At 72.3% G+C, this 17,624-nt stretch carries 17 protein-coding genes; 12 read left to right on the plus strand and 5 right to left on the minus strand.

Going from position 1 to position 17,624, the window contains the following annotated elements; genetic code table 11:
- Positions 1-13: 13 nt before the first annotated feature.
- Positions 14-1,324 carry a sensor histidine kinase gene (locus ACN28F_RS29315; protein WP_421360725.1) on the minus strand — a complete coding sequence of 437 codons (1,311 nt, stop codon included), beginning with the start codon at positions 1,322-1,324 and terminating at the stop codon, positions 14-16.
- Between the two features lie 125 nt (positions 1,325-1,449).
- On the opposite strand from ACN28F_RS29315, the gene ACN28F_RS29320 reads away from it, so the two are divergent.
- The 4 genes from ACN28F_RS29320 (at position 1,450) to ACN28F_RS29335 (ending at position 4,926) form a co-directional block, all read left to right on the plus strand.
- A complete protein-coding gene (locus ACN28F_RS29320) occupies positions 1,450-2,157 on the plus strand; it encodes a beta-ketoacyl-ACP reductase (protein ID WP_289205674.1) in 708 nt (235 codons plus the stop codon).
- Positions 2,158-2,267: 110 nt separating this feature from the next.
- Complete coding sequence (gene fabI / locus ACN28F_RS29325) at positions 2,268-3,035, plus strand: enoyl-ACP reductase FabI (protein WP_289205675.1); 768 nt, start codon at positions 2,268-2,270, stop codon at positions 3,033-3,035.
- Between the two features lie 74 nt (positions 3,036-3,109).
- Complete coding sequence (locus ACN28F_RS29330) at positions 3,110-4,150, plus strand: ferrochelatase (RefSeq protein WP_421360727.1); 1,041 nt, start codon at positions 3,110-3,112, stop codon at positions 4,148-4,150.
- A complete protein-coding gene (locus tag ACN28F_RS29335) occupies positions 4,090-4,926 on the plus strand; it encodes an HAD-IIA family hydrolase (RefSeq protein ID WP_421361565.1) in 837 nt (278 codons plus the stop codon). Before ACN28F_RS29330 ends, ACN28F_RS29335 begins: the two co-directional genes overlap by 61 nt.
- A gap of 112 nt (positions 4,927-5,038) precedes the next feature.
- Here ACN28F_RS29335 and ACN28F_RS29340 read toward each other — a convergent pair whose 3' ends face one another.
- Positions 5,039-5,830 (minus strand): hypothetical protein, encoded by a 792-nt coding sequence (locus ACN28F_RS29340; protein WP_289205677.1) that lies wholly within the window; start codon positions 5,828-5,830, stop codon positions 5,039-5,041.
- Between the two features lie 140 nt (positions 5,831-5,970).
- Here ACN28F_RS29340 and ACN28F_RS29345 point away from each other — a divergent pair, with 140 nt between their 5' ends.
- Complete coding sequence (locus ACN28F_RS29345; RefSeq protein WP_289205678.1) at positions 5,971-6,795, plus strand: DUF3097 domain-containing protein; 825 nt, start codon at positions 5,971-5,973, stop codon at positions 6,793-6,795.
- A 36-nt stretch (positions 6,796-6,831) separates the two neighbouring features.
- On the opposite strand, the gene ACN28F_RS29350 is transcribed toward ACN28F_RS29345, so the two are convergent.
- The gene (locus ACN28F_RS29350; protein ID WP_289210941.1) at positions 6,832-8,130 is read right to left on the minus strand and encodes a serine hydrolase domain-containing protein; all 1,299 of its coding nucleotides are present in this window, start codon (positions 8,128-8,130) and stop codon (positions 6,832-6,834) included.
- 160 nt (positions 8,131-8,290) lie between these two features.
- Between ACN28F_RS29350 and ACN28F_RS29355 the strand changes: the two genes are divergently transcribed.
- The 3 genes from ACN28F_RS29355 to ACN28F_RS29365 all read left to right on the plus strand — a co-directional run bounded on the left by ACN28F_RS29355 (position 8,291) and on the right by ACN28F_RS29365 (position 10,855).
- Positions 8,291-8,809, plus strand: coding sequence for an NfeD family protein (locus ACN28F_RS29355; RefSeq protein ID WP_289205679.1), 519 nt, complete (start codon positions 8,291-8,293; stop codon positions 8,807-8,809).
- A gap of 33 nt (positions 8,810-8,842) precedes the next feature.
- On the plus strand, positions 8,843-9,964 hold the full coding sequence (locus ACN28F_RS29360) for an SPFH domain-containing protein (RefSeq protein WP_421360730.1): 1,122 nt from the start codon (positions 8,843-8,845) through the stop codon (positions 9,962-9,964).
- A 135-nt stretch (positions 9,965-10,099) separates the two neighbouring features.
- Positions 10,100-10,855: a hypothetical protein gene (locus ACN28F_RS29365; protein WP_289205681.1), complete on the plus strand. Its 756-nt coding sequence runs from the start codon at positions 10,100-10,102 to the stop codon at positions 10,853-10,855.
- Positions 10,856-10,897: 42 nt separating this feature from the next.
- On the opposite strand, the gene ACN28F_RS29370 is transcribed toward ACN28F_RS29365, so the two are convergent.
- Positions 10,898-11,704, minus strand: a complete 807-nt coding sequence (locus ACN28F_RS29370) for a TrmH family RNA methyltransferase (RefSeq protein ID WP_421360732.1) — start codon at positions 11,702-11,704, stop codon at positions 10,898-10,900.
- Between the two features lie 34 nt (positions 11,705-11,738).
- Between ACN28F_RS29370 and ACN28F_RS29375 the strand changes: the two genes are divergently transcribed.
- From ACN28F_RS29375 to ACN28F_RS29385, 3 genes are all read left to right on the plus strand, one after another.
- Positions 11,739-13,490 carry a PucR family transcriptional regulator gene (locus tag ACN28F_RS29375; protein ID WP_421360734.1) on the plus strand — a complete coding sequence of 584 codons (1,752 nt, stop codon included), beginning with the start codon at positions 11,739-11,741 and terminating at the stop codon, positions 13,488-13,490.
- Positions 13,491-13,623: 133 nt separating this feature from the next.
- Positions 13,624-15,012: an MBL fold metallo-hydrolase gene (locus tag ACN28F_RS29380; RefSeq protein ID WP_289205684.1), complete on the plus strand. Its 1,389-nt coding sequence runs from the start codon at positions 13,624-13,626 to the stop codon at positions 15,010-15,012.
- Between the two features lie 37 nt (positions 15,013-15,049).
- Positions 15,050-15,733: a peroxiredoxin gene (locus ACN28F_RS29385; protein ID WP_421360736.1), complete on the plus strand. Its 684-nt coding sequence runs from the start codon at positions 15,050-15,052 to the stop codon at positions 15,731-15,733.
- Between the two features lie 111 nt (positions 15,734-15,844).
- Here the strand turns inward: ACN28F_RS29385 and ACN28F_RS29390 are convergent, their stop codons facing one another.
- Positions 15,845-16,114 (minus strand): metal-sensitive transcriptional regulator, encoded by a 270-nt coding sequence (locus ACN28F_RS29390; RefSeq protein WP_289205686.1) that lies wholly within the window; start codon positions 16,112-16,114, stop codon positions 15,845-15,847.
- Positions 16,115-16,241: 127 nt separating this feature from the next.
- Here ACN28F_RS29390 and ACN28F_RS29395 point away from each other — a divergent pair, with 127 nt between their 5' ends.
- Positions 16,242-17,567, plus strand: a complete 1,326-nt coding sequence (locus tag ACN28F_RS29395) for an MBL fold metallo-hydrolase (protein ID WP_289205687.1) — start codon at positions 16,242-16,244, stop codon at positions 17,565-17,567.
- Positions 17,568-17,624 lie beyond the last annotated feature (57 nt).

Consider the following 17,624-nt stretch of genomic DNA (forward strand, 5'->3'; position numbering starts at 1 on the left):
CGTCGCCAGCACGCTACCCGGTGGGCCGGTCCGGGTCGGCTCCGCCGTCGGCGTCAGCACCGGTGGCGCCGTTGACGGTGGTGTCGCCGGCTGCGGTGTCGGTCGGGCGGTACGGCAACCAGGCGGTGACCACGAAGCTGGACCGGCCGTCCGGACCGGCGGAGAATCTACCGCCCAGCAGCTCGGCCCGTTCCCGCATCCCGATCAGCCCGTGCCCCCCGGCAGAGCCTTCCTGGCCGGCGGCCAGCTGAGCGGGCCCGTTGCTGACCCGTACCACCAGACGCGCGACCGTGGTCCGCAGCTCGACCCGGACCTTCGCCCCGGGTGCGTGCCGGCCGGCGTTGGTCAACGCCTCCTGCACGATCCGGTAGGCCGCCAACCCGACCGGTTCGGCCACGGCGAGCGTGGCCAGGCGTGGGTCCGCCGCCAACTCGACGTCGAGCCCGGCCCGGCGGGCGGAGTCGACCATCTCGGCGACGTCGGCCAGCCCAGGCTGTGGGCTGCGCTGGGCCCGTTCCGTCTCGCTGCGCAGCACCCCGAGCAGCCGGCGCATGTCGGCGAGCGCGGCGCGGGCGGCACCGGCGATCGCGGTGAACTCGTCGTGGGTCGGCGCGGTCAGCCCGGCCAGCCGGTACGGCGCGGTCTCCGCCTGCACGGCGATCATCGACATGTGGTGGGCGACGACGTCGTGCATCTCCCGGGCGATCCGGGCCCGTTCCTCCAGCACCGCCCGCCGCTGCTGCTCCTGCTGAGTGACGACGGTCTGGCTGGCCAGCGCGTGCTGACTGACCCGCCGCCGGCGTACCTGGTCGGCGACCGCGATGACCAGCGCGATGAGTCCGACCAGCAGATAACTGCCGTCCGAGCCGGTGAACACGAGTACGGGCAGTGCGGTCACCGCCCCGGCCGTCGCCGAGACCCGCAGCTCGGCTCGCAGGCCCAGCACCGCCAGCACGCACAGCAGAGCCAGGAACTGGAACGGACTCCACGGGAATCCGAACGGATACCAGACCATCCCGGGGAACAGCAGCAGGAACGCGATCTGCCAGGCCCGCAACGGCCGGAGATAGGCGAGCGCTGCCGGTGCGACGCTGACGAAGCCGAGGATCGGCCCGAGCGGTTTGGGCAGGTGGTCGGCCTCGTACAGGTCGAGCGCCGCGATGGCGCCGAGCAGGAGGAACAGCGCGAACGCGAGCCGCCGGCCGACGACCCGCCACCGGCCGGGTGGGGTGGTGGCGGGCGCCGGCGGATAGTCCGGCCCGGAGATCAGCTGACGCCACGTCTGCCGGACCTGCCCGATCGCACTGCCGTTCACCGCTGTCACCACCGCGAGGCTACGACCGGACCGACCAGGTGTCATGACACCGTGGGGCTAGTACCCCCGGGTTACTGCTTACCCGGCGGTAGCACCTAGTCTCCAAGCCGGATCATCCATGACAAGGGGGGAACGTGGCGCGCACCGTACTGGTCACCGGCGGTAACCGGGGAATCGGCCTGGCCATCGCGCAGGCGTTCGCGAAGCAGGGCGACCGGGTCGCGGTCACCTACCGGTCGAGCTTCGACGAGCAGTCCGGCCTGTTCGGCGTCCGCTGCGACGTCACCGACGCCGACTCCGTCGACCAGGCGTTCAGTGCGGTCGAAGCCGAACTCGGCCCGGTCGAGGTGCTGGTCGCCAACGCCGGCGTCACCGACGACACGCTGCTGCTGCGGATGTCCGAGGAGCAGTTCACCTCGGTGCTGGACACCAATCTGACCGGTGCGTACCGGTGCGCCAAGCGGGCCTCGACGAAGATGCTGCGGGCCCGGTGGGGCCGGCTGATCTTCATCTCGTCGGTGGTCGGCCTGCTCGGCTCACCCGGGCAGGTCAACTACGCGGCCAGCAAGGCCGGACTGGTCGGCATGGCCCGGTCGATCACCCGGGAGCTGGGTGCCCGCAACATCACCGCCAACGTGGTCGCCCCGGGCTACGTGGAGACCGACATGACCGCCGCGTTGCCGGAGGACCGCAAGGCCGAGTACCGCAAGGCGATCCCGGCGGGCCGGTTCGCCACCGCCGACGAGGTGGCCGCGGCGGTGACGTGGCTCGCCGGCGACGGTGCCAGTTACATCTCCGGGGCGGTCATCCCGGTCGACGGTGGCCTCGGCATGGGCCACTGACGCCGCCGTCGGGCTGAGCCCGAACCTCGCCGGCTCCGCCCATCGCATTCCGGCTCCATCGGCTCCACCTTCCGGCTCCATCGAGCATCGACCATCGAACGGAGAACCCTGTGTCCGCACTGCTGGCCGGTAAGCGGCTGCTCGTCACCGGTGTCATCACCGACCAGTCGATCGCCTTCTCGGTGGCCAAACTGGCCCAGGAGAACGGCGCCACCGTCGTGCTGACCGGGTTCGGCCGGATGTCCCTGGTCGAACGGATCGCCAAGCGGCTGCCCGCCGAGGCCCCGGTGATCGAACTGGACGTGACCAGCGCCGACCATCTCGCCGCCCTGCCCGACCGGGTCCGCGAGCACGTCGACGGTCTCGACGGGGTGGTGCACTCGATCGGGTTCGCCCCGCAGAGCTGCCTCGGCGGTGGATTCCTCGACGCGCCCTGGGAGGACGTGGCGACCGCGCTGCACGTCTCCACCTACTCGTACAAGTCGTTGGCGATGGCGGCGCTGCCGCTGATGCGCCCGGGTGGCGCGGTCGTCGGGCTCACCTTCGACGCCACTCTGGCCTGGCCGGTGTACGACTGGATGGGCGTGGCCAAGGCCGGCCTGGAGTCCGCCTCCCGCTACCTGGCGCTGCACCTGGGGCCGAAGGGCATCCGCAGCAACCTGGTCTCCGCCGGGCCGCTGCGCACGATGGCGGCCAAGTCGATCCCTGGCTTCGAGGCCTTCGAACACGCCTGGACCGAGCGGGCGCCGTTGGGCTGGGAGTTGACCGACCAGGAGCCGGCCGCGCGGGCCTGCCTGGCGCTGCTGTCGGACTGGTTCCCGGCGACCACCGGCGAGATCGTGCACGTCGACGGAGGTTTCCACGCCGTCGGGGCGTGACCGGCGAGGCTGACCGGCGGAGCGATCCGGGGTGCGCCGCCGACGGCGCGCCTCGGACCAGGAACAATGGCGTCATGGCGTACGACGCGTTGGTCCTGCTGTCGTTCGGCGGCCCGGAAGGGCCCGACGACGTGCTGCCGTTTCTGCACAACGTCACCCGGGGGCGCAACGTACCGCCGGAGCGGCTCGCCGAAGTCGCCGAGCACTACCAGCACTTCGGCGGGGTGTCGCCGATCAACCAGCAGTGCCGGGACCTGCTCGCCGGGATCCGGGCCGACTTCGCCGCGCACGGGATCGACCTACCGGTCTACTGGGGCAACCGGAACTGGCATCCGATGCTGGCCGACACGGTGGCCCGGATGCGCGACGACGGGGTGCGACACGCGCTCGCCTTCGCCACCAGCGCCTACGGCGGCTACTCGTCGTGTCGGCAGTACTGGGAGGACATCGCGGCGGCCCGGGCGGCGGTCGGCCCGGACGCCCCGGTGATCGACAAGCTGCGTCAGTTCCACGACCACCCCGGGTTCGTCCTGCCGCACGCCGAAGCGGTCCGGGCCGCGCTGGCCACCCTCGACCCGGCGGTACGCGAGCGCGCCCGGCTGGTGTTCACCGCCCACTCGATTCCGACCTCGATGGCCGCGGCGGCAGGGCCGGACGGTGGGCGCTACCAGGCCCAGCTGGCCGAGACCGCCCGGCTGGTCGCCGCCGAGGCGGCCCCCGACCTGCCGTACGACCTGGTCTGGCAGAGCCGGTCCGGGCCACCGCAGGTGCCGTGGCTGGAGCCGGACGTCAACGACCACCTGCGGGACCTGGCCGGGCAGGGTGTCGCCGCCGTGGTGGTCAGCCCGGTCGGGTTCGTCTCCGACCATCTCGAAGTGGTCTGGGACCTGGACACCGAGGCGGCGGCGACCGCCAAGGAGCTCGGGTTGACGTACGTGCGGGCCGGCACGCCCGGGACCCATCCGGCGTTCGTGTCCATGGTGCGTGATCTGGTGCGCGAACGGCTGAGCCCGGACGGTACGGTGACCCGGCAGCGGCTGGGTACGCTGCCGGTCTGGGACACCTGCCCGGTGAACTGCTGCACTCCCGCGACCACCCCCCGGAGACCGTCGTGACCGACCGCAAACCCGTCGAGAGCTGGCTGACCGACATGGACGGCGTGCTGGTGCACGAAGGCCAGCCGGTCCCCGGCGCACCGGAGTTCATCAACCGGCTACGTGCCTCCGGCAAGCCGTTCCTGGTGTTGACGAACAACTCCATCTACACCCCGCGTGACCTGCAGGCCCGGCTCACCCGGATGGGTTTCGACGTGCCCGAGCAGGCGATCTGGACGGCGGCGTTGGCGACCGCGCAGTTCCTGGCCGACCAGCGGCCGGGCGGCACCGCGTACGTGATCGGCGAAGCCGGTCTGACCACGGCGATGCACGCGGTCGGTTACATCCTGAGTGACTACGCCCCGGACTACGTCGTACTCGGGGAGACCCGGACCTACAGCTTCGAGGCGATCACGAAGGCGGTCCGGCTGATCAACGACGGGGCCCGGTTCATCTGCACCAACCCGGATCCGACCGGGCCGTCGACCGAGGGCGCCCTGCCGGCGGCCGGTTCGGTTGCGGCGATGATCTCGAAGGCGACCGGGGTGGAGCCGTACTTCGTCGGCAAGCCGAACCCGATGATGATGCGGTCGGCGTTGAACACGATCGACGCGCACTCGGAGAGCACCGCGATGATCGGTGACCGGATGGACACCGACGTGCTCTGCGGGCTGGAGGCAGGTCTGCAGACGATCCTGGTGCTCACCGGCATCAGCAACCGGGCCGACATCGACCGGTACCCGTACCGTCCGTCGCGGATCGTCCCGTCGGTGGCCGACCTGATCGACGAGGTCTGAGCACCACCCGCCCTCACCTGATCGCGACGATCTTGCGCTTATCGTCGGACAAAGTGGACAAATCGTCTCGATAACTGCAAGATCGTCGCGGGGGTCAGGGGCGTCGCGGGGGTCAGGGGCGTAGCGGGGCGTTGCAGGCGGCGACCAGCGCCCGCCGGCAGGCGGCGGTGAGGGGTCGCAGCGCGGCATCCCGCTGCTGCGCCTCGTAGCCGTTGACCGCGCCGCCGGGAGCCGCGTGCTCGGCCAACGCCAGCACCCCGTCCAGCACACTGGCGCGGGCGAACAATCGGCGGGCCCGAGGGTCGAATCCAGGTGGCAGGTCCATGCCACCGTCGGGCCTGCGCAGCGCGGCCAACGCGCCGGCCAGCTCGGGTCGCCAGTGGGCGATGTCCAGCCGGGTCAACGCGGTGGTCGCCTCGGCGAGGGTGGCGGACAGGTCGGCCTCCGCCTCGGCCGGTCCCGGCTCCGTGCGCCCGCCGCCGGGCAACTCGTCGGGCAGCGGGTAGACCCGCCAGAGCACCGTCTCGAAGGTCACCCCCGACCCGGAGGTGTGGCTGCGGACCTCTGGGATGACACCCAGGCCCCGGGCCACCACGGCTTCACCGGCCAGCAGCGCCGCGCCGGTGAACGCGCCGGGGCCGGGCAGCCCGCGCGGGTCGCCAGGGGCCGGCAGGACCAACCGGATCTCGTCCGGTGCCAGCTTCGCGAAACAGGGCAGCGCGTCACGCAACGGCAGGTCGGTCCAGGCGCCGGGCGCGTCGGCGACCAGATGCTCCTCGTCGCCGGCTATCTCGTCGGCGATCTCGTCGTACGGCACCAGCCCGGCGCGCCACGCGCGGACCCAGGCCACGAATCGGCTGGACCGGCGCGCCCCGAGGGTGGCCGCGCCTACTGCGGGGGACATGCAGGCTAGGGTACGTGCCGTCGCCCCGGTTGTCTCGACTCCGCTGGTGCCGCACCCCGTGTGGCGTCGTCGTGCCTGGCGGCAGACCTTTGCGGCGCGTCGTCGTGCCCGGCCCGGTCCGGCGGGGTTAGCCTGCCGCGATGGGTGGCGACCGGCGGTACGGAGACGACGTCCTGGCGGGCAACTGGCGCCGGCGGCGCACCGTTCCCGTCCTCGACGCGGAGTTGGACCTGGTGGTCGAGGACGTCGACTCCGGCTTCTGCGGAGCGGTGGTGGGTTTCGAGTCCGGTGCGGTGACCCTGGAGGACCGGCACGGCCGGCGGCGGCACTTTCCGCTCGAGGCGGCGGCGTTCCTGCTCGACGGCCAGCCGGTGACGTTGCGCCGGCCGGACCGGCCCGCCGCCACGCCCCGGCAGCGCCAGCGCACCGCCTCCGGGTCGATCGCGGTCGGTCCCCGGCCGGCCCAGGTCGCGAAGGCCAGCCGGATCTGGGTCGAAGGGGTGCACGACGCGGCCCTGGTGGAGCGGATCTGGGGCGACGACCTGCGGATCGAAGGTGTGGTGGTCGAGCCGCTCGACGGCATCGACGCCCTCGCCACCGAGGTTGCGGCGTTCGCGCCGGGGCCGCAGCGGCGCCTCGGGGTCCTGGTCGACCATCTGGTGCCCGGTTCAAAGGAGAGCCGCCTGGTCGCGGCGGTCACCTCGCCGTACGTGCTGGTGACCGGGCATCCGTACGTGGACGTCTGGCAGGCGGTCAGACCAGACCGGGTCGGGTTGCGGCAGTGGCCGCAGATCCCGCCCGGCCAGCCGTGGAAGGAAGGTGTCTGCGCGGCGGTCGGGGTGGCCGAGCCGGCGCAGATGTGGCGGCGGATCCTCGGCGCGGTGCGCAGCTACCAGGACGTGGAGACACCGTTGATCAACGCGATGGAGCGGCTGATCGACTTCGTGACCGTACCGCCGCAGTGAGCCGTCCGCCCGTCGCGGTAGTGCGCCGTGGGCCGGTCAGCCGAGGTCGTCCGGGTCGCGGGTGAGAATGAAGGTGGCCAGGTCCAGCGCCGTCGGGGTGCCGGTCGGTCCACGCCGTACGGTGAGGATCTCGCCCTGCTGGGCACCGCTGCGGCCCTGCCAGCGGTCCACGCCCGCCGCGGCGAACCGTGACGTCACCGGCTGCACCGGCCCGAGCAGGGCGAGGACGAGTTCGGCGGCGTCAGCGTCCCAGGAGACCTGCATCTCCCGCCCCATCCACCACCACCGGCCGCAGATCGCGTCGATGTCCGGCGGCGGCAGGGTGCCCGGCCGCCACGGACGCGGCGCGGGCGGTTCCCGGTCGAGCACCCCGGCCAGCACCCGCAGCCCCAGCTCACGGATGGTGCCCTGGGCGAAACCGTACGAGTTGGCGAAGGCGATTACACCGGTGCCGGTGTCGCGGTCCACAGCGAGCAGCGCCACGTAGCCGGGCATCGAACCGCCGTGGCCGGCGAAGACCCGCTCCCCGACCCGGTACAGCTCGGGGCCGAGCCCGTGGCCGCCGGTCCACCGCTGCGGGTCGTTGATCGCGACCGGCAGGCACATCTCCGCCATCGTGGCGGGGTCGAGCACCGCCGGGTCCGGGTCGGCGAGGAACGCCGCCCACCGGCTCAGGTCGGCGACGGTGGACCAGAGTTGGCCGGCGGGGGCCATCGCCCCGGTGTCGGTACGGGGCTCCTCGCGCAGCGTGCCGTGCCACGGGTGCACCACGTAGCCGGCGGCGTACGGGGCGGTGGGATGGTAGGTGGTGCGGGTCATGCCGAGCGGGCCGAGAAGGTCGGTGGCGACCAGTTCGCTCCACGGCGTACCGGTGATCCGGTGCAGGGCGGCGCCGAGCAGCCCGTACGCCAGGTTCGAGTAGTGGTACGTGCGGTGCGGCGGAAAGGCCACCTTGTCCGGTCCGAGCCCGGCCAGCAGGGTGGCGACATCCGTGCCGGTGGTGCGTTCCCACCAGCCGTCGCTGTCCGGTTCGCGTTGCAGGCCGGCGGCGTGGCCGAGAAGTTGGCGCAGGGTGATCCGCTCGAACGGGGCGTCGGGCAGGTGGTCGCGGAGCCGGTCGTCGAGGTCGAGCCGGCCGGCGTCGCGCAGCCGCAGCACCAGGGTGGCGGTGAAGGTCTTGGTGATCGAGCCGATCCGGTACTGCAGGTCGGGGTGGGGTGAGGGGTGCTCACCGGCGGACGAGACATGCGCCAGTTGCCGGTCCCGGAGCACGCCGAGGGCGACGGAGGGCGCTCGGCCGTACGACTGGAGCTCGGCGACTGCGGTGTCGATCATGCTGATGGTGCCGGGGGAGAGGGACGCGGACACGCTCACAACACTCCTGTACGTGGTGACCTGACAGCGGTGCGTCGCCCCCGGGTGACCCTGCTCGAAATATGCCCGATATGTCGGTTCTGTGGTCGCCGCTGGTGCGCATACATGTCACGATCGGTATGTGGAACCCGTCCTGTGGATCGTATTGGGCGTCGTGCTCGCGATCGCGGAGTTGTTCACCGCGACGCTGTTCCTCGTCATGTTCGCCGCCGGCGCGTTCGCGGCGGCGGTCGCGGCGGCCCTGGGGGCACCGGTCGCCGTACAGGCCCTGGTCTTCGCCGCGGTCTCCGCGTTGACCGTGCTCGCCGTCCGGCCGGTCATCCAGCGGCACCGCACGGCGGCGCTGACCAGCGGCGAGGAACCGTTCGGGGTCGCGGCGATCGAGGGCGCCACCGCGCTGGTGCTGGAGCGCGTCGACGCCGACGGCGGCCAGGTCAAGATCGACGGAGAGCTGTGGAGCGCCCGGTCCTACGACGGGATCGGGGTCTTCACTCCCGGACAACGGGTACGGGTCATCGAGGTCAAGGGCGTCACCGCCCTGGTCTGGCGCGACGACGTCATCAGCGACGACGTCATCAGCGGCGACGTCGTCGGCGGTGACGCCACCGGCGACGACGTCACTGGCGGTGACCTGCGGTAGCGGAACCACCTCCACCGAAGAGGGTGAGCGACGATGGACATAGCGATCGCGGTACTGGTCGGGGCAATCGCCCTGATCACAGTTGTCACGCTGATCCGGGCCGTCCGGATCGTGCCACAACAGCGGATGGACGTGGTCGAACGCCTCGGGCGTTACCAACGCACCATGACACCCGGTCTGAACCTGCTGGTCCCGTTCGTCGACACGGTCCGCGCCAAGGTCGACATGCGCGAGCAGGTGGTCAGCTTCCCGCCGCAGCCGGTGATCACCTCCGACAACCTGGTGGTGTCGATCGACACTGTCCTGTACTTCAAGGTGGTCGAGCCGCGCGCCGCCACCTACGAGATCGCCAACTTCCTGCAGGCCATCGAGCAGCTCACCGTCACCACGTTGCGCAACGTGATCGGTTCGCTCGACCTGGAGCGGGCCCTGACGAGCCGGGAGGAGATCAACCGGCATCTGTCCGGGGTCCTCGACGAGACCACCGGCCGGTGGGGCATCAAGGTCACCCGGGTGGAGATCAAGGCGATCGAGCCGCCGCCGAGCATCCGCGACTCGATGGAGAAGCAGATGCGCGCCGAGCGGGACCGCCGCGCCGCGATTCTCACCGCCGAGGGACACAAGCAGTCGCAGATCCTCTCCGCAGAGGGCGAGAAGCAGGCCTCGGTGCTGCGCGCCGACGGTGACCGGCAGGCCCGGATCCTGCAGGCCGAGGGGCAGGCCAAGGCGATCCGTACCGTCTTCGACGCCATCCACCAGGCGAACCCGAGTCAGAAGGTGCTCGCCTACCAGTACCTGCAGGCGTTGCCGCAGATCGCCAACGGCCAGGCCAACAAGGTGTGGATCGTGCCGGCCGAGCTGACCAAGGCGCTCGAAGGCCTCGGTGGTGCGCTCGGCGGGCTCAGTCAGATGGTCGGCGACGCGCCGTCGCAGCAGGTCGACTCCTCCGCCGTGGAGCGGGAGGCCGCCGAGGCGGCCGAGGCGGCGGCCGCCGAGGCGCAGCGGGTCAACGACGAGGTCCGCGCCGCCGAGCAGGTCAGCAGCGGAGGCGCCGCCCGACCGGCCGGGCTGCCCGCGCCGGAGCCGGTGCCCGCGTCCGAACTGCTCGACCAGTTCGACGCCAGCCGCGCCCGGCCGGAGGCCGAACGCGGCTGAACTGGTGCGCGTCGACCGGTGGAAATCCGAACAACTCCCACATACATGACCGGCGTGGCTGACACGATCAGGCCGTCAGTGCCGATCATGCCGAGGCCCGCACGGGCCCCGGCAGCGCGGGAGGACGACGACACCATGACGCGCGCCGTCAGGAACACCCGACCACGGACCAGTGCCGCCGCGGCCAACCGGTCGGGACCGATGCGGGTCGTCTCCCGCAGCGACGCCGGGATCGCCGTGGTCGCGGCCGCCGCACCGGAGCACGCGCCCGCCGGGCCGGCCACCAACGCCGCCTGGGCCTGGTCGGTACGCCGGTTCACCCGGGTGGCCATCTGGGCGTTGCCGCTGTACGCCGTCGCCTTCGCGGTGAGCAGCCTCAGCGGCCTACGTGGCGGCAACCCGGCCCCGGACCTGGTCGACGGGCGACCCGCGTACCTGATCGCCTGGGTGGTGGCGAGCTGGCTCGGCCTGGTCGCGCTCGTCGCGATCGCCGGCATCCACGCCGCGGCCCGCAGCCGTGGCACGGCGGTGGCCGCGCTGCTGACCGGGCTGGCCGGCGCGGCGCTGATGGTCCCGTTCGCCGGACTGCCCGACGGCACCGTGGTCTACGGCACCTCGGCCCGGTCGCTGGCCCTGGTCGGCGCCGCGCTCTACAGCCTGGGCTGGTTCCTGGCCGGCGCCGCCGTACTACGGTCGGAGCTGTTCAACCGGCTCGACGGCTGGCTGCTGATCGTGGCGTCGCCGCTGCTCGGCTTCATCGGGCTGTTCTCCGGCCCGCTGCAGACCGTCGGAGCGGTCTTCGCGTTGACCGCCGGCATCGGCCTGGCCTGGTCGGCCGGGCGGATGGTGCCGAGCGTGCAGGCGGCCCCGAGCGCGCCGGCCCGGGACTGACCGCCCGGGGACCGGTCAGAGGAGTCGGTCAGGGCGGGTCGGTCAGGGCGGGTCGTCGCGGCACAGCTCCCAGAACGCCACTGCCGCCGCCGTGGCCACGTTGAGCGAGTCGACTCCGCGCCGCATCGGCACGGCCACCCGTACGTCGGCGGCCTGGATCGCCGCCGTACTCAGCCCCGGCCCTTCCGCGCCGAGCAGCAGGGCCGGGCGGGCCCGCGCGGCGGCGTCGAGCCGCTGCACCGCCACCGCGTCAGGTGCCGGCGTCATCGCGAGCAGGTGGAACCCGGCGGTACGGATGGTGACCAGAGCCGCCGGCCAGGCTGTCGCCCGGGCGTACGGCACCGCGAAGACCTCACCCATGCTGACCCGTACCGACCGCCGGTACAGCGGATCCGCGCAGGTCGGGGAGAGCACCACCGCGTCCATCCCGAGCGCCGCCGCGCTGCGGAACAGCGCGCCGAGGTTGGTGTGCGTGTTGATGCCTTCACAGACCACCAGCCGGCGGGCAGCGGCGAGCATCTCGTCGAGCGTGGGCAGCGGACGGCGGTGGAACGAGGCCAGCACCCCCCGGTGCACGTGGAAACCGGTGATCGACTCCAGCACCGCCGGGGTCGCCGCGTAGACCGGCGTCTCCTCCGGCAGTTCGGCCAGCTGGTCGAGGCGCTTGGCGTCGACCAGCACCGACCGTGGTCGGTATCCGGCCCGCAGGGCCCGCCCGATGACCAGTTCGCCTTCGGCGATGAACAGTCCGTTCGGCGGCTCCCACCGGGTCCGCAGCTCGACGTCGGTCAGCGCCCGGTAGTCGGCTATCCGGTCGTCGTCGGCGTCGGTGATCTCCGCTACTGGCACACCGGAGATTGTGCCCGGTGCCCCAGGTACCGTCATGCGGGTGTTCCCTACCGTCGGCGAGGTGCTGGCTCTGGAACCGGTCCGGCACGGCGGCCCCCGGGTGGTGGCGGCCGAGGAACGCCTGAACCGGCTGGTCCGCTGGGTGCACGTGACCGAGGTGCCGGACATCGCCAGCCTGTTGCGCGGTGGTGAGCTGGTGCTCACCACCGGTATCGGGTTGCCGGCCGACGACGCGGGGCTGCGCGCCTTCGTCGCCGAGCTGGCCGAGGTCGGCGTCGCCGGACTGGTGGTCGAGCTGGGGCGCCGCTACCACGGCGGGGTGCCCAAGGTGATGGTCGCCGCTGCCGCACGGCACGGGCTGCCGCTGGTCGAGCTGCGCCGGGCGACGCCGTTCGTGCTGATCACCGAGGCGGTGCACGCGCTGATCGTGGATGCCCAGTTGGCGCAGCTGCGGGCCACCGAGGAGATCCACCAGCGGTTCACCGAACTGTCGGTCGAGGGCGCGGAGGCCGCCGAGGTGGTCCGGCAGGCGGCGGAGCTGGCCGGTGCCCCGGTGGTGCTGGAGAACCTGGCCCGGCGGGTGCTGGCATACCACAGCGCGGGGGAGAACGCCCGGTTGCTGCTCGACGGCTGGGAGCAGCATTCGCGGCGGATCCAGCCGGCGGGGCGGACGGCGTACCACGCCGACACCGGCTGGCTGGTGACCATGGTCGGCGCGCGGGGTCAGGACTGGGGTCGGCTGCTGCTGCGCTGTCCCGGCACGGGCCCGGACGCAGCTGGCGGGCCGGACGGGGCAAGCTGGCCCGCCGGGGCTGGTGGGCCGCCGACGCGGCTGTCCATCCTGCTGGAGCGGGCGGCGTCGACGTTGGCGTTGGGGCGGCTGATCCGCCGCGACGCCGACGGTCTGGAGCGGCAGATCCACCGTACGTTGCTGACCGCCCTGCTGGACGGCTCGCAGCCGGCCGACGAGGTGGCCGTACGGGCCCGGGCGCTCGGCGTCGACCTGGACCGCCGTCACCTGGTCGGGCTGGTCGTCCGGTTCCGTGACCCCGACCCGGCCGCCGGGTCGGTCGCGGGCGCCGGGTCGGGGTCGGGGCTCGTCGCCAGACCGGCGTCGGTCGCCGCCGCCGAGGCGGTCCAGGCCCGGCTGCGTGACCTCGCCGAGTCGGTCGGCCTCGCGGTGCGCGAGGCCGGGCTGGCCGGGCTGACCAGCCCGTTGGACGACCACGCCGTCGGCGTGCTGCTGGCGGTACGCACGGCAGCGCTCGCCGACACCGCGCTGGACGACTTCCTGGGGGCGTTGCGCCGGTTGCGCCGTTCGGAGCCGGCGCCGGTGGTGGTGGCGGCCGGCAGCGGGGTCGACGGCATCCGGGAGGCCCGCCGTACGTTGGTGGAGGCCCGGCAGGTGGCCGAGGCGGGGCGGCGGGACCGGCGGGCCGACCAGGTGCTGCGGCTGCCGGACGTCGGCCTTGCCGGGCTGCTGCACCTGTTGCGGGAGGAACCCCGATTGCAGGTGTTCGTCGAGCGGGAGCTGGGTGCGCTGCTGGCGTACGAGGCGCGGCATCCTCGGGAGCAGCTGCTGGCGACGTTGCGCGCGTACCTGGAGCATGGCCGCAACAAGTCGGCGGCGGCTGCGGCGGTGCACCTGTCCCGGCCGGCCTTCTATGAACGGTTGACCCGGCTGGGGCGGATTCTCGACGCCGACCTGGAGTCGGTGCAGGTGTGCCTGTCGCTGCACGTGGCGTTGCTGGCGTGGGAGGCGGTCCAGGCGCGCCCGCTGGTCTGACCCTGGTCCGCCGGTCGGCCTGATCCGGGCCGAAGGTCCTACCCGTCCGGGACCCATGACTGGTCGACATATACCCCCGGGGGTATATGGTGGGGAGCGTAGCCCGCTCCGCTTCCGCGATCAGGAGGTCTCGATGTTCTTCGCCCAGTACTACCTGGACTGCCTGTCCCAGGCGTCCTACCTCATCGCCGACGAGTCGACGAAACGCGCTGTGGTGGTCGACCCCCGCCGCGACGTCAGCGAGTACCTGGCCGACGCGCAGGCGCACGGGTTCACCATCGAGGGCGTCGTCAACACCCACTTCCACGCCGACTTCATCGCCGGCCACCTGGAGCTCGCCGCGCGCACCGGCGCGTGGATCGGGTACGGCCAGCGAGCCGAGGCCGACTACCCGATCCGCAAGCTGGCCGACGGCGAACGGATCAGCCTGGGCGACGTGACCCTGGAGATCATGGAGACCCCGGGACACACTCCGGAGTCGATCAGCATCCTGGTCTACGAACACGCCACCGACCCGGTCGCGTACGGGGTGCTCACCGGCGACGCGCTGTTCATCGGCGACGTCGGTCGCCCGGACCTGCTCGCCTCCTTCGGCGTCACCGCCGAGGAGCTGGGCCGGATGCTCTACGACAGCGTTCAGCACAAGCTGATGGCCCTGCCGGACCCGGTGCGGGTCTTCCCGGCCCACGGCGCGGGGTCGGCCTGCGGCAAGAACCTGTCCACCGAGCGCTCGTCGACCATCGGCGAGCAGCGGGCCACCAACTACGCGTGCGCCCCGATGGACGCCGCGCGGTTCCTGGCGATCGTCACCGCCGGGCAGCCCGCCGCGCCAGCGTACTTCGGCTACGACGCCGTACTGAACCGCCAGGACCACGCCCTGTTCGACGTCACCGCCGCGCCCACGCCGCTGAGTCCGGCGGAGTTCGCCGCCGGCCAGGCCGCCGGCGCCGTCGTGGTCGACGCCCGCGACCCGCAGGAGTACGCCGCCGGCCACCTGCGGGGTGCGCTCAACGTCCCCGCCGACGGCCGGTTCGCCGAGACCGCCGGCAGTGTGCTCACCCCCGGTACGCAGATCCTGGTGGTCGCCCCGCAGGACCGGGAGGAGGAGATCGTCACCCGGCTGGCCCGGATCGGCTTCGACACCGTCGCCGGCTACCTGCGCGAGCCTGAGCAGGCGTTCCTGCAGATGATCGACCAGTTGACCCGGGCGAGCCGGCTGACCGTGGCGCAGCTGGCGGCCGCGCGCGCCGGCGCGCGTCCGCCGGTGGTGCTCGACGTGCGCAACGCCGGGGAGCGCTCCGCCGGGGTCGTCGACGGCGCGCTGCACATCCCGCTGGCCGAGCTGGCCCGGCGCATCGACGAGGTGCCGACCGACCGGCCGGTGGTGGTGCACTGCGCCGGCGGTTACCGCTCCTCGGTGGCGGCCAGTGTGCTGCGGGCCGCCGGTCACCCGGACGTCTCCGATCTGCTCGGCGGCTACCAGGCGTGGCAGGCGTCGCGTCAGCCGGTCGGTGCCGCCTGAGCACCCGATCCACACCCGACTCGCTGAAAGGATCATCATGACCACGGACACGACCAGCACCGCCGTACCGGAGCCGACCCGGCGGCTGCCGTTGATCGGCGACCAGGCGCCGGACTTCGCGGCGGAGAGCACCCACGGTCCGGTCCGGCTGGCCGACTACACCGGCCGTTGGCTGGTGCTGTTCAGCCATCCGGCCGACTTCACCCCGGTCTGCACCACCGAGTTCGTCGGCTTCGCCGAACTGGCCGACGAGTTCGCCGCCCGGAACGTGGCGCTGCTCGGCAACTCGGTGGACTCGGTCTTCAGCCACCTTGCCTGGACCCGGTCGATCCACGAGAAACTGGGCGTGCGGATCCCGTTTCCGATCATCGCCGACCTGGACATGGCGGTGTCCCACGCGTACGGGATGCTGCACCCGAACACCTCCGGTACGGCGGCGGTCCGGGCGGTCTTCGTCATCGACCCCGAGCAGGTGGTCCGGGCAGTGCTCTACTACCCGATGAACGCGGGTCGGATGATCCCGGAGATCCTGCGGCTGATCGACGCGCTGCAGACCTCGGACCGGGACGGTGTGTCCTGCCCGGCCAACTGGCGCCCCGGGGAGGACGTGTTGCTCGGTGCGCCACGGACCGAGTCCGACCTGGACGACCGGTTGGCCGACGACACGGTCAAGCTGACCGACTGGTATCTGGCCACCCGACCGGACCGGGGCGGATCCTGATCCCGCGCACCGGGGGCTCCGCCGGCCCGAACCTGGACCGGCGGAGCCCCCGGGGCCGCCCCACCTCGACACCTGCCGCACGCAGCCGTCCGGCCAGGCGGCAGAGAGCCGTCAGGCCAGGGAGAGGAACAGCTTCTCCATCTGTTCGAGGTTGGCCTTGCGGTCGGTCGCGTCGGCGTCGGGGTCCATGCACTGTTCGAGCCCGCTCGCGATGACCTTGAACCCCGCCCGGTCGAGCGCCCGGGAGACGGCGGCGAGCTGGGTGACCACCTCGGCGCAGTCGCGACCGGACTCCAGCATCGCGATGATGCCCCGGATCTGACCCTCGGCCCGCCGTAGCCGCTTGACGACCTCGACGGTCGTCTGCTCCTCGACCTGCATCGGCTGCTCCTCCCACTCAGGTTTCCAAGATACACCCAGGGGTATGCCTTGCGGTGGCCCGGTCATCCGAACATACTGGAGAAGCGATACCCCCAGGGGTATATGTCGAGAGCGTGAGGAGCGCCAAGTGGAACTCGTTTCTTTCCGTACCCCAGGCCTCGGCGACCAGTCCTACCTCCTGATCCACGAGGGCAAAGGGGTGCTGGTCGACCCGCAACGTGACATCGACCGGTTCCTCGACGCCGCGGCCGAACGCGACGTCGACCTCCGGTTCGTCCTGGAAACGCACCTGCACAACGACTACGTCTCCGGTGGCCCCCAGGTGGCCCGGCGCACCGGCGCCGAGCTGGTCCTGCCGGCCGGGGCCGCACCGATCTACCGGCACACCCCCGCCTTCCACCTCGAGGACATCAAGGCCGACAACCTCACCCTGCGCCCCGTACACACCCCCGGGCACACCCCGGAACACACCAGCTACGTGGTCCTGATCGACGACGAACCGGTCGCGGTCTTCTCCGGCGGCAGCCTGCTCGTCGCCGCCGCCGGGCGACCCGACCTGCTCGGCGCCGACCGGGCCCGCACCCTGGCCCGGCTGCAGCACGGATCCCTGCACCGACTGGCCGGCCTGCCCCGGGCCGTCGAACTGCTGCCGACCCACGGCGAAGGCTCGTTCTGCACCACCACCGGCGCCGGTCGGTTCACCTCCACCATCGGTGACGAGGTCGACACCAACCCGCTGCTCGGCATCGGCGACCCGGAGGCCTTCGCCGACCGGCTGCTCGCCGCACCGATGCCGATCCCGGCGTTCTACCAGTACATGGGGCCGGCCAACATCCGTGGCGGCGAGCCGATGCCGCCGGTCACCGTGCCCGAGATCGCCGCCACCGCGCTGCCGACCGGCGACGGCACCCAGCTGCTGGACATCCGGCCCCGTACGGCCCAGGCCGCCGGCCTGGTCCCCGGCTCGGTCGGGATCACCCTCGCCGACGACTTCGGCAGCTGGGCCGGCTGGCTGCTGCCGTACGGCACCCCGCTGGTCCTGATCGCCGCACCGGACCAGGACGTCACCGAGGCCGTCGTCCAGCTGGCCCGCATCGGGCTCGACACCGTGCGGGCCGTCCACCGGCCGGCCGCCGACGCCGACCTCGGCCCCGGGTACGAGCTGCTCGACATCGACACCTTCCGACAGCGGCTGACCGTGTCCGACGCCCAACTGCTCGACGTACGGATGCCGAACGAACGTGCGCAGGCCAGCTGGTCCGGTGCGGTCGAACGCTTCCTCGCCGACCTGGTCACCGACGGCATCCCCGCCGCCCTCGACCCGCAGCGGCCGGTCCTGGTCGCCTGCGGCACCGGCCGGCGGGCCGCCATCGCCGCCAGCCTGCTGGTCCGCGCCGGCTACCGCGTGGCGGTCCTCGACGGCGCCGGCGTCGCCGACCTCGTCGACGCCTGACGCGCGACCCGCGAAACCGACCGCAAAAGACCGACCCCGCACACCAGACCCGCACCG

Origin of the sequence: Solwaraspora sp. WMMA2101 (assembly GCF_049179175.1) — a bacterium.
GTDB lineage: Bacteria > Actinomycetota > Actinomycetes > Mycobacteriales > Micromonosporaceae > Micromonospora_E.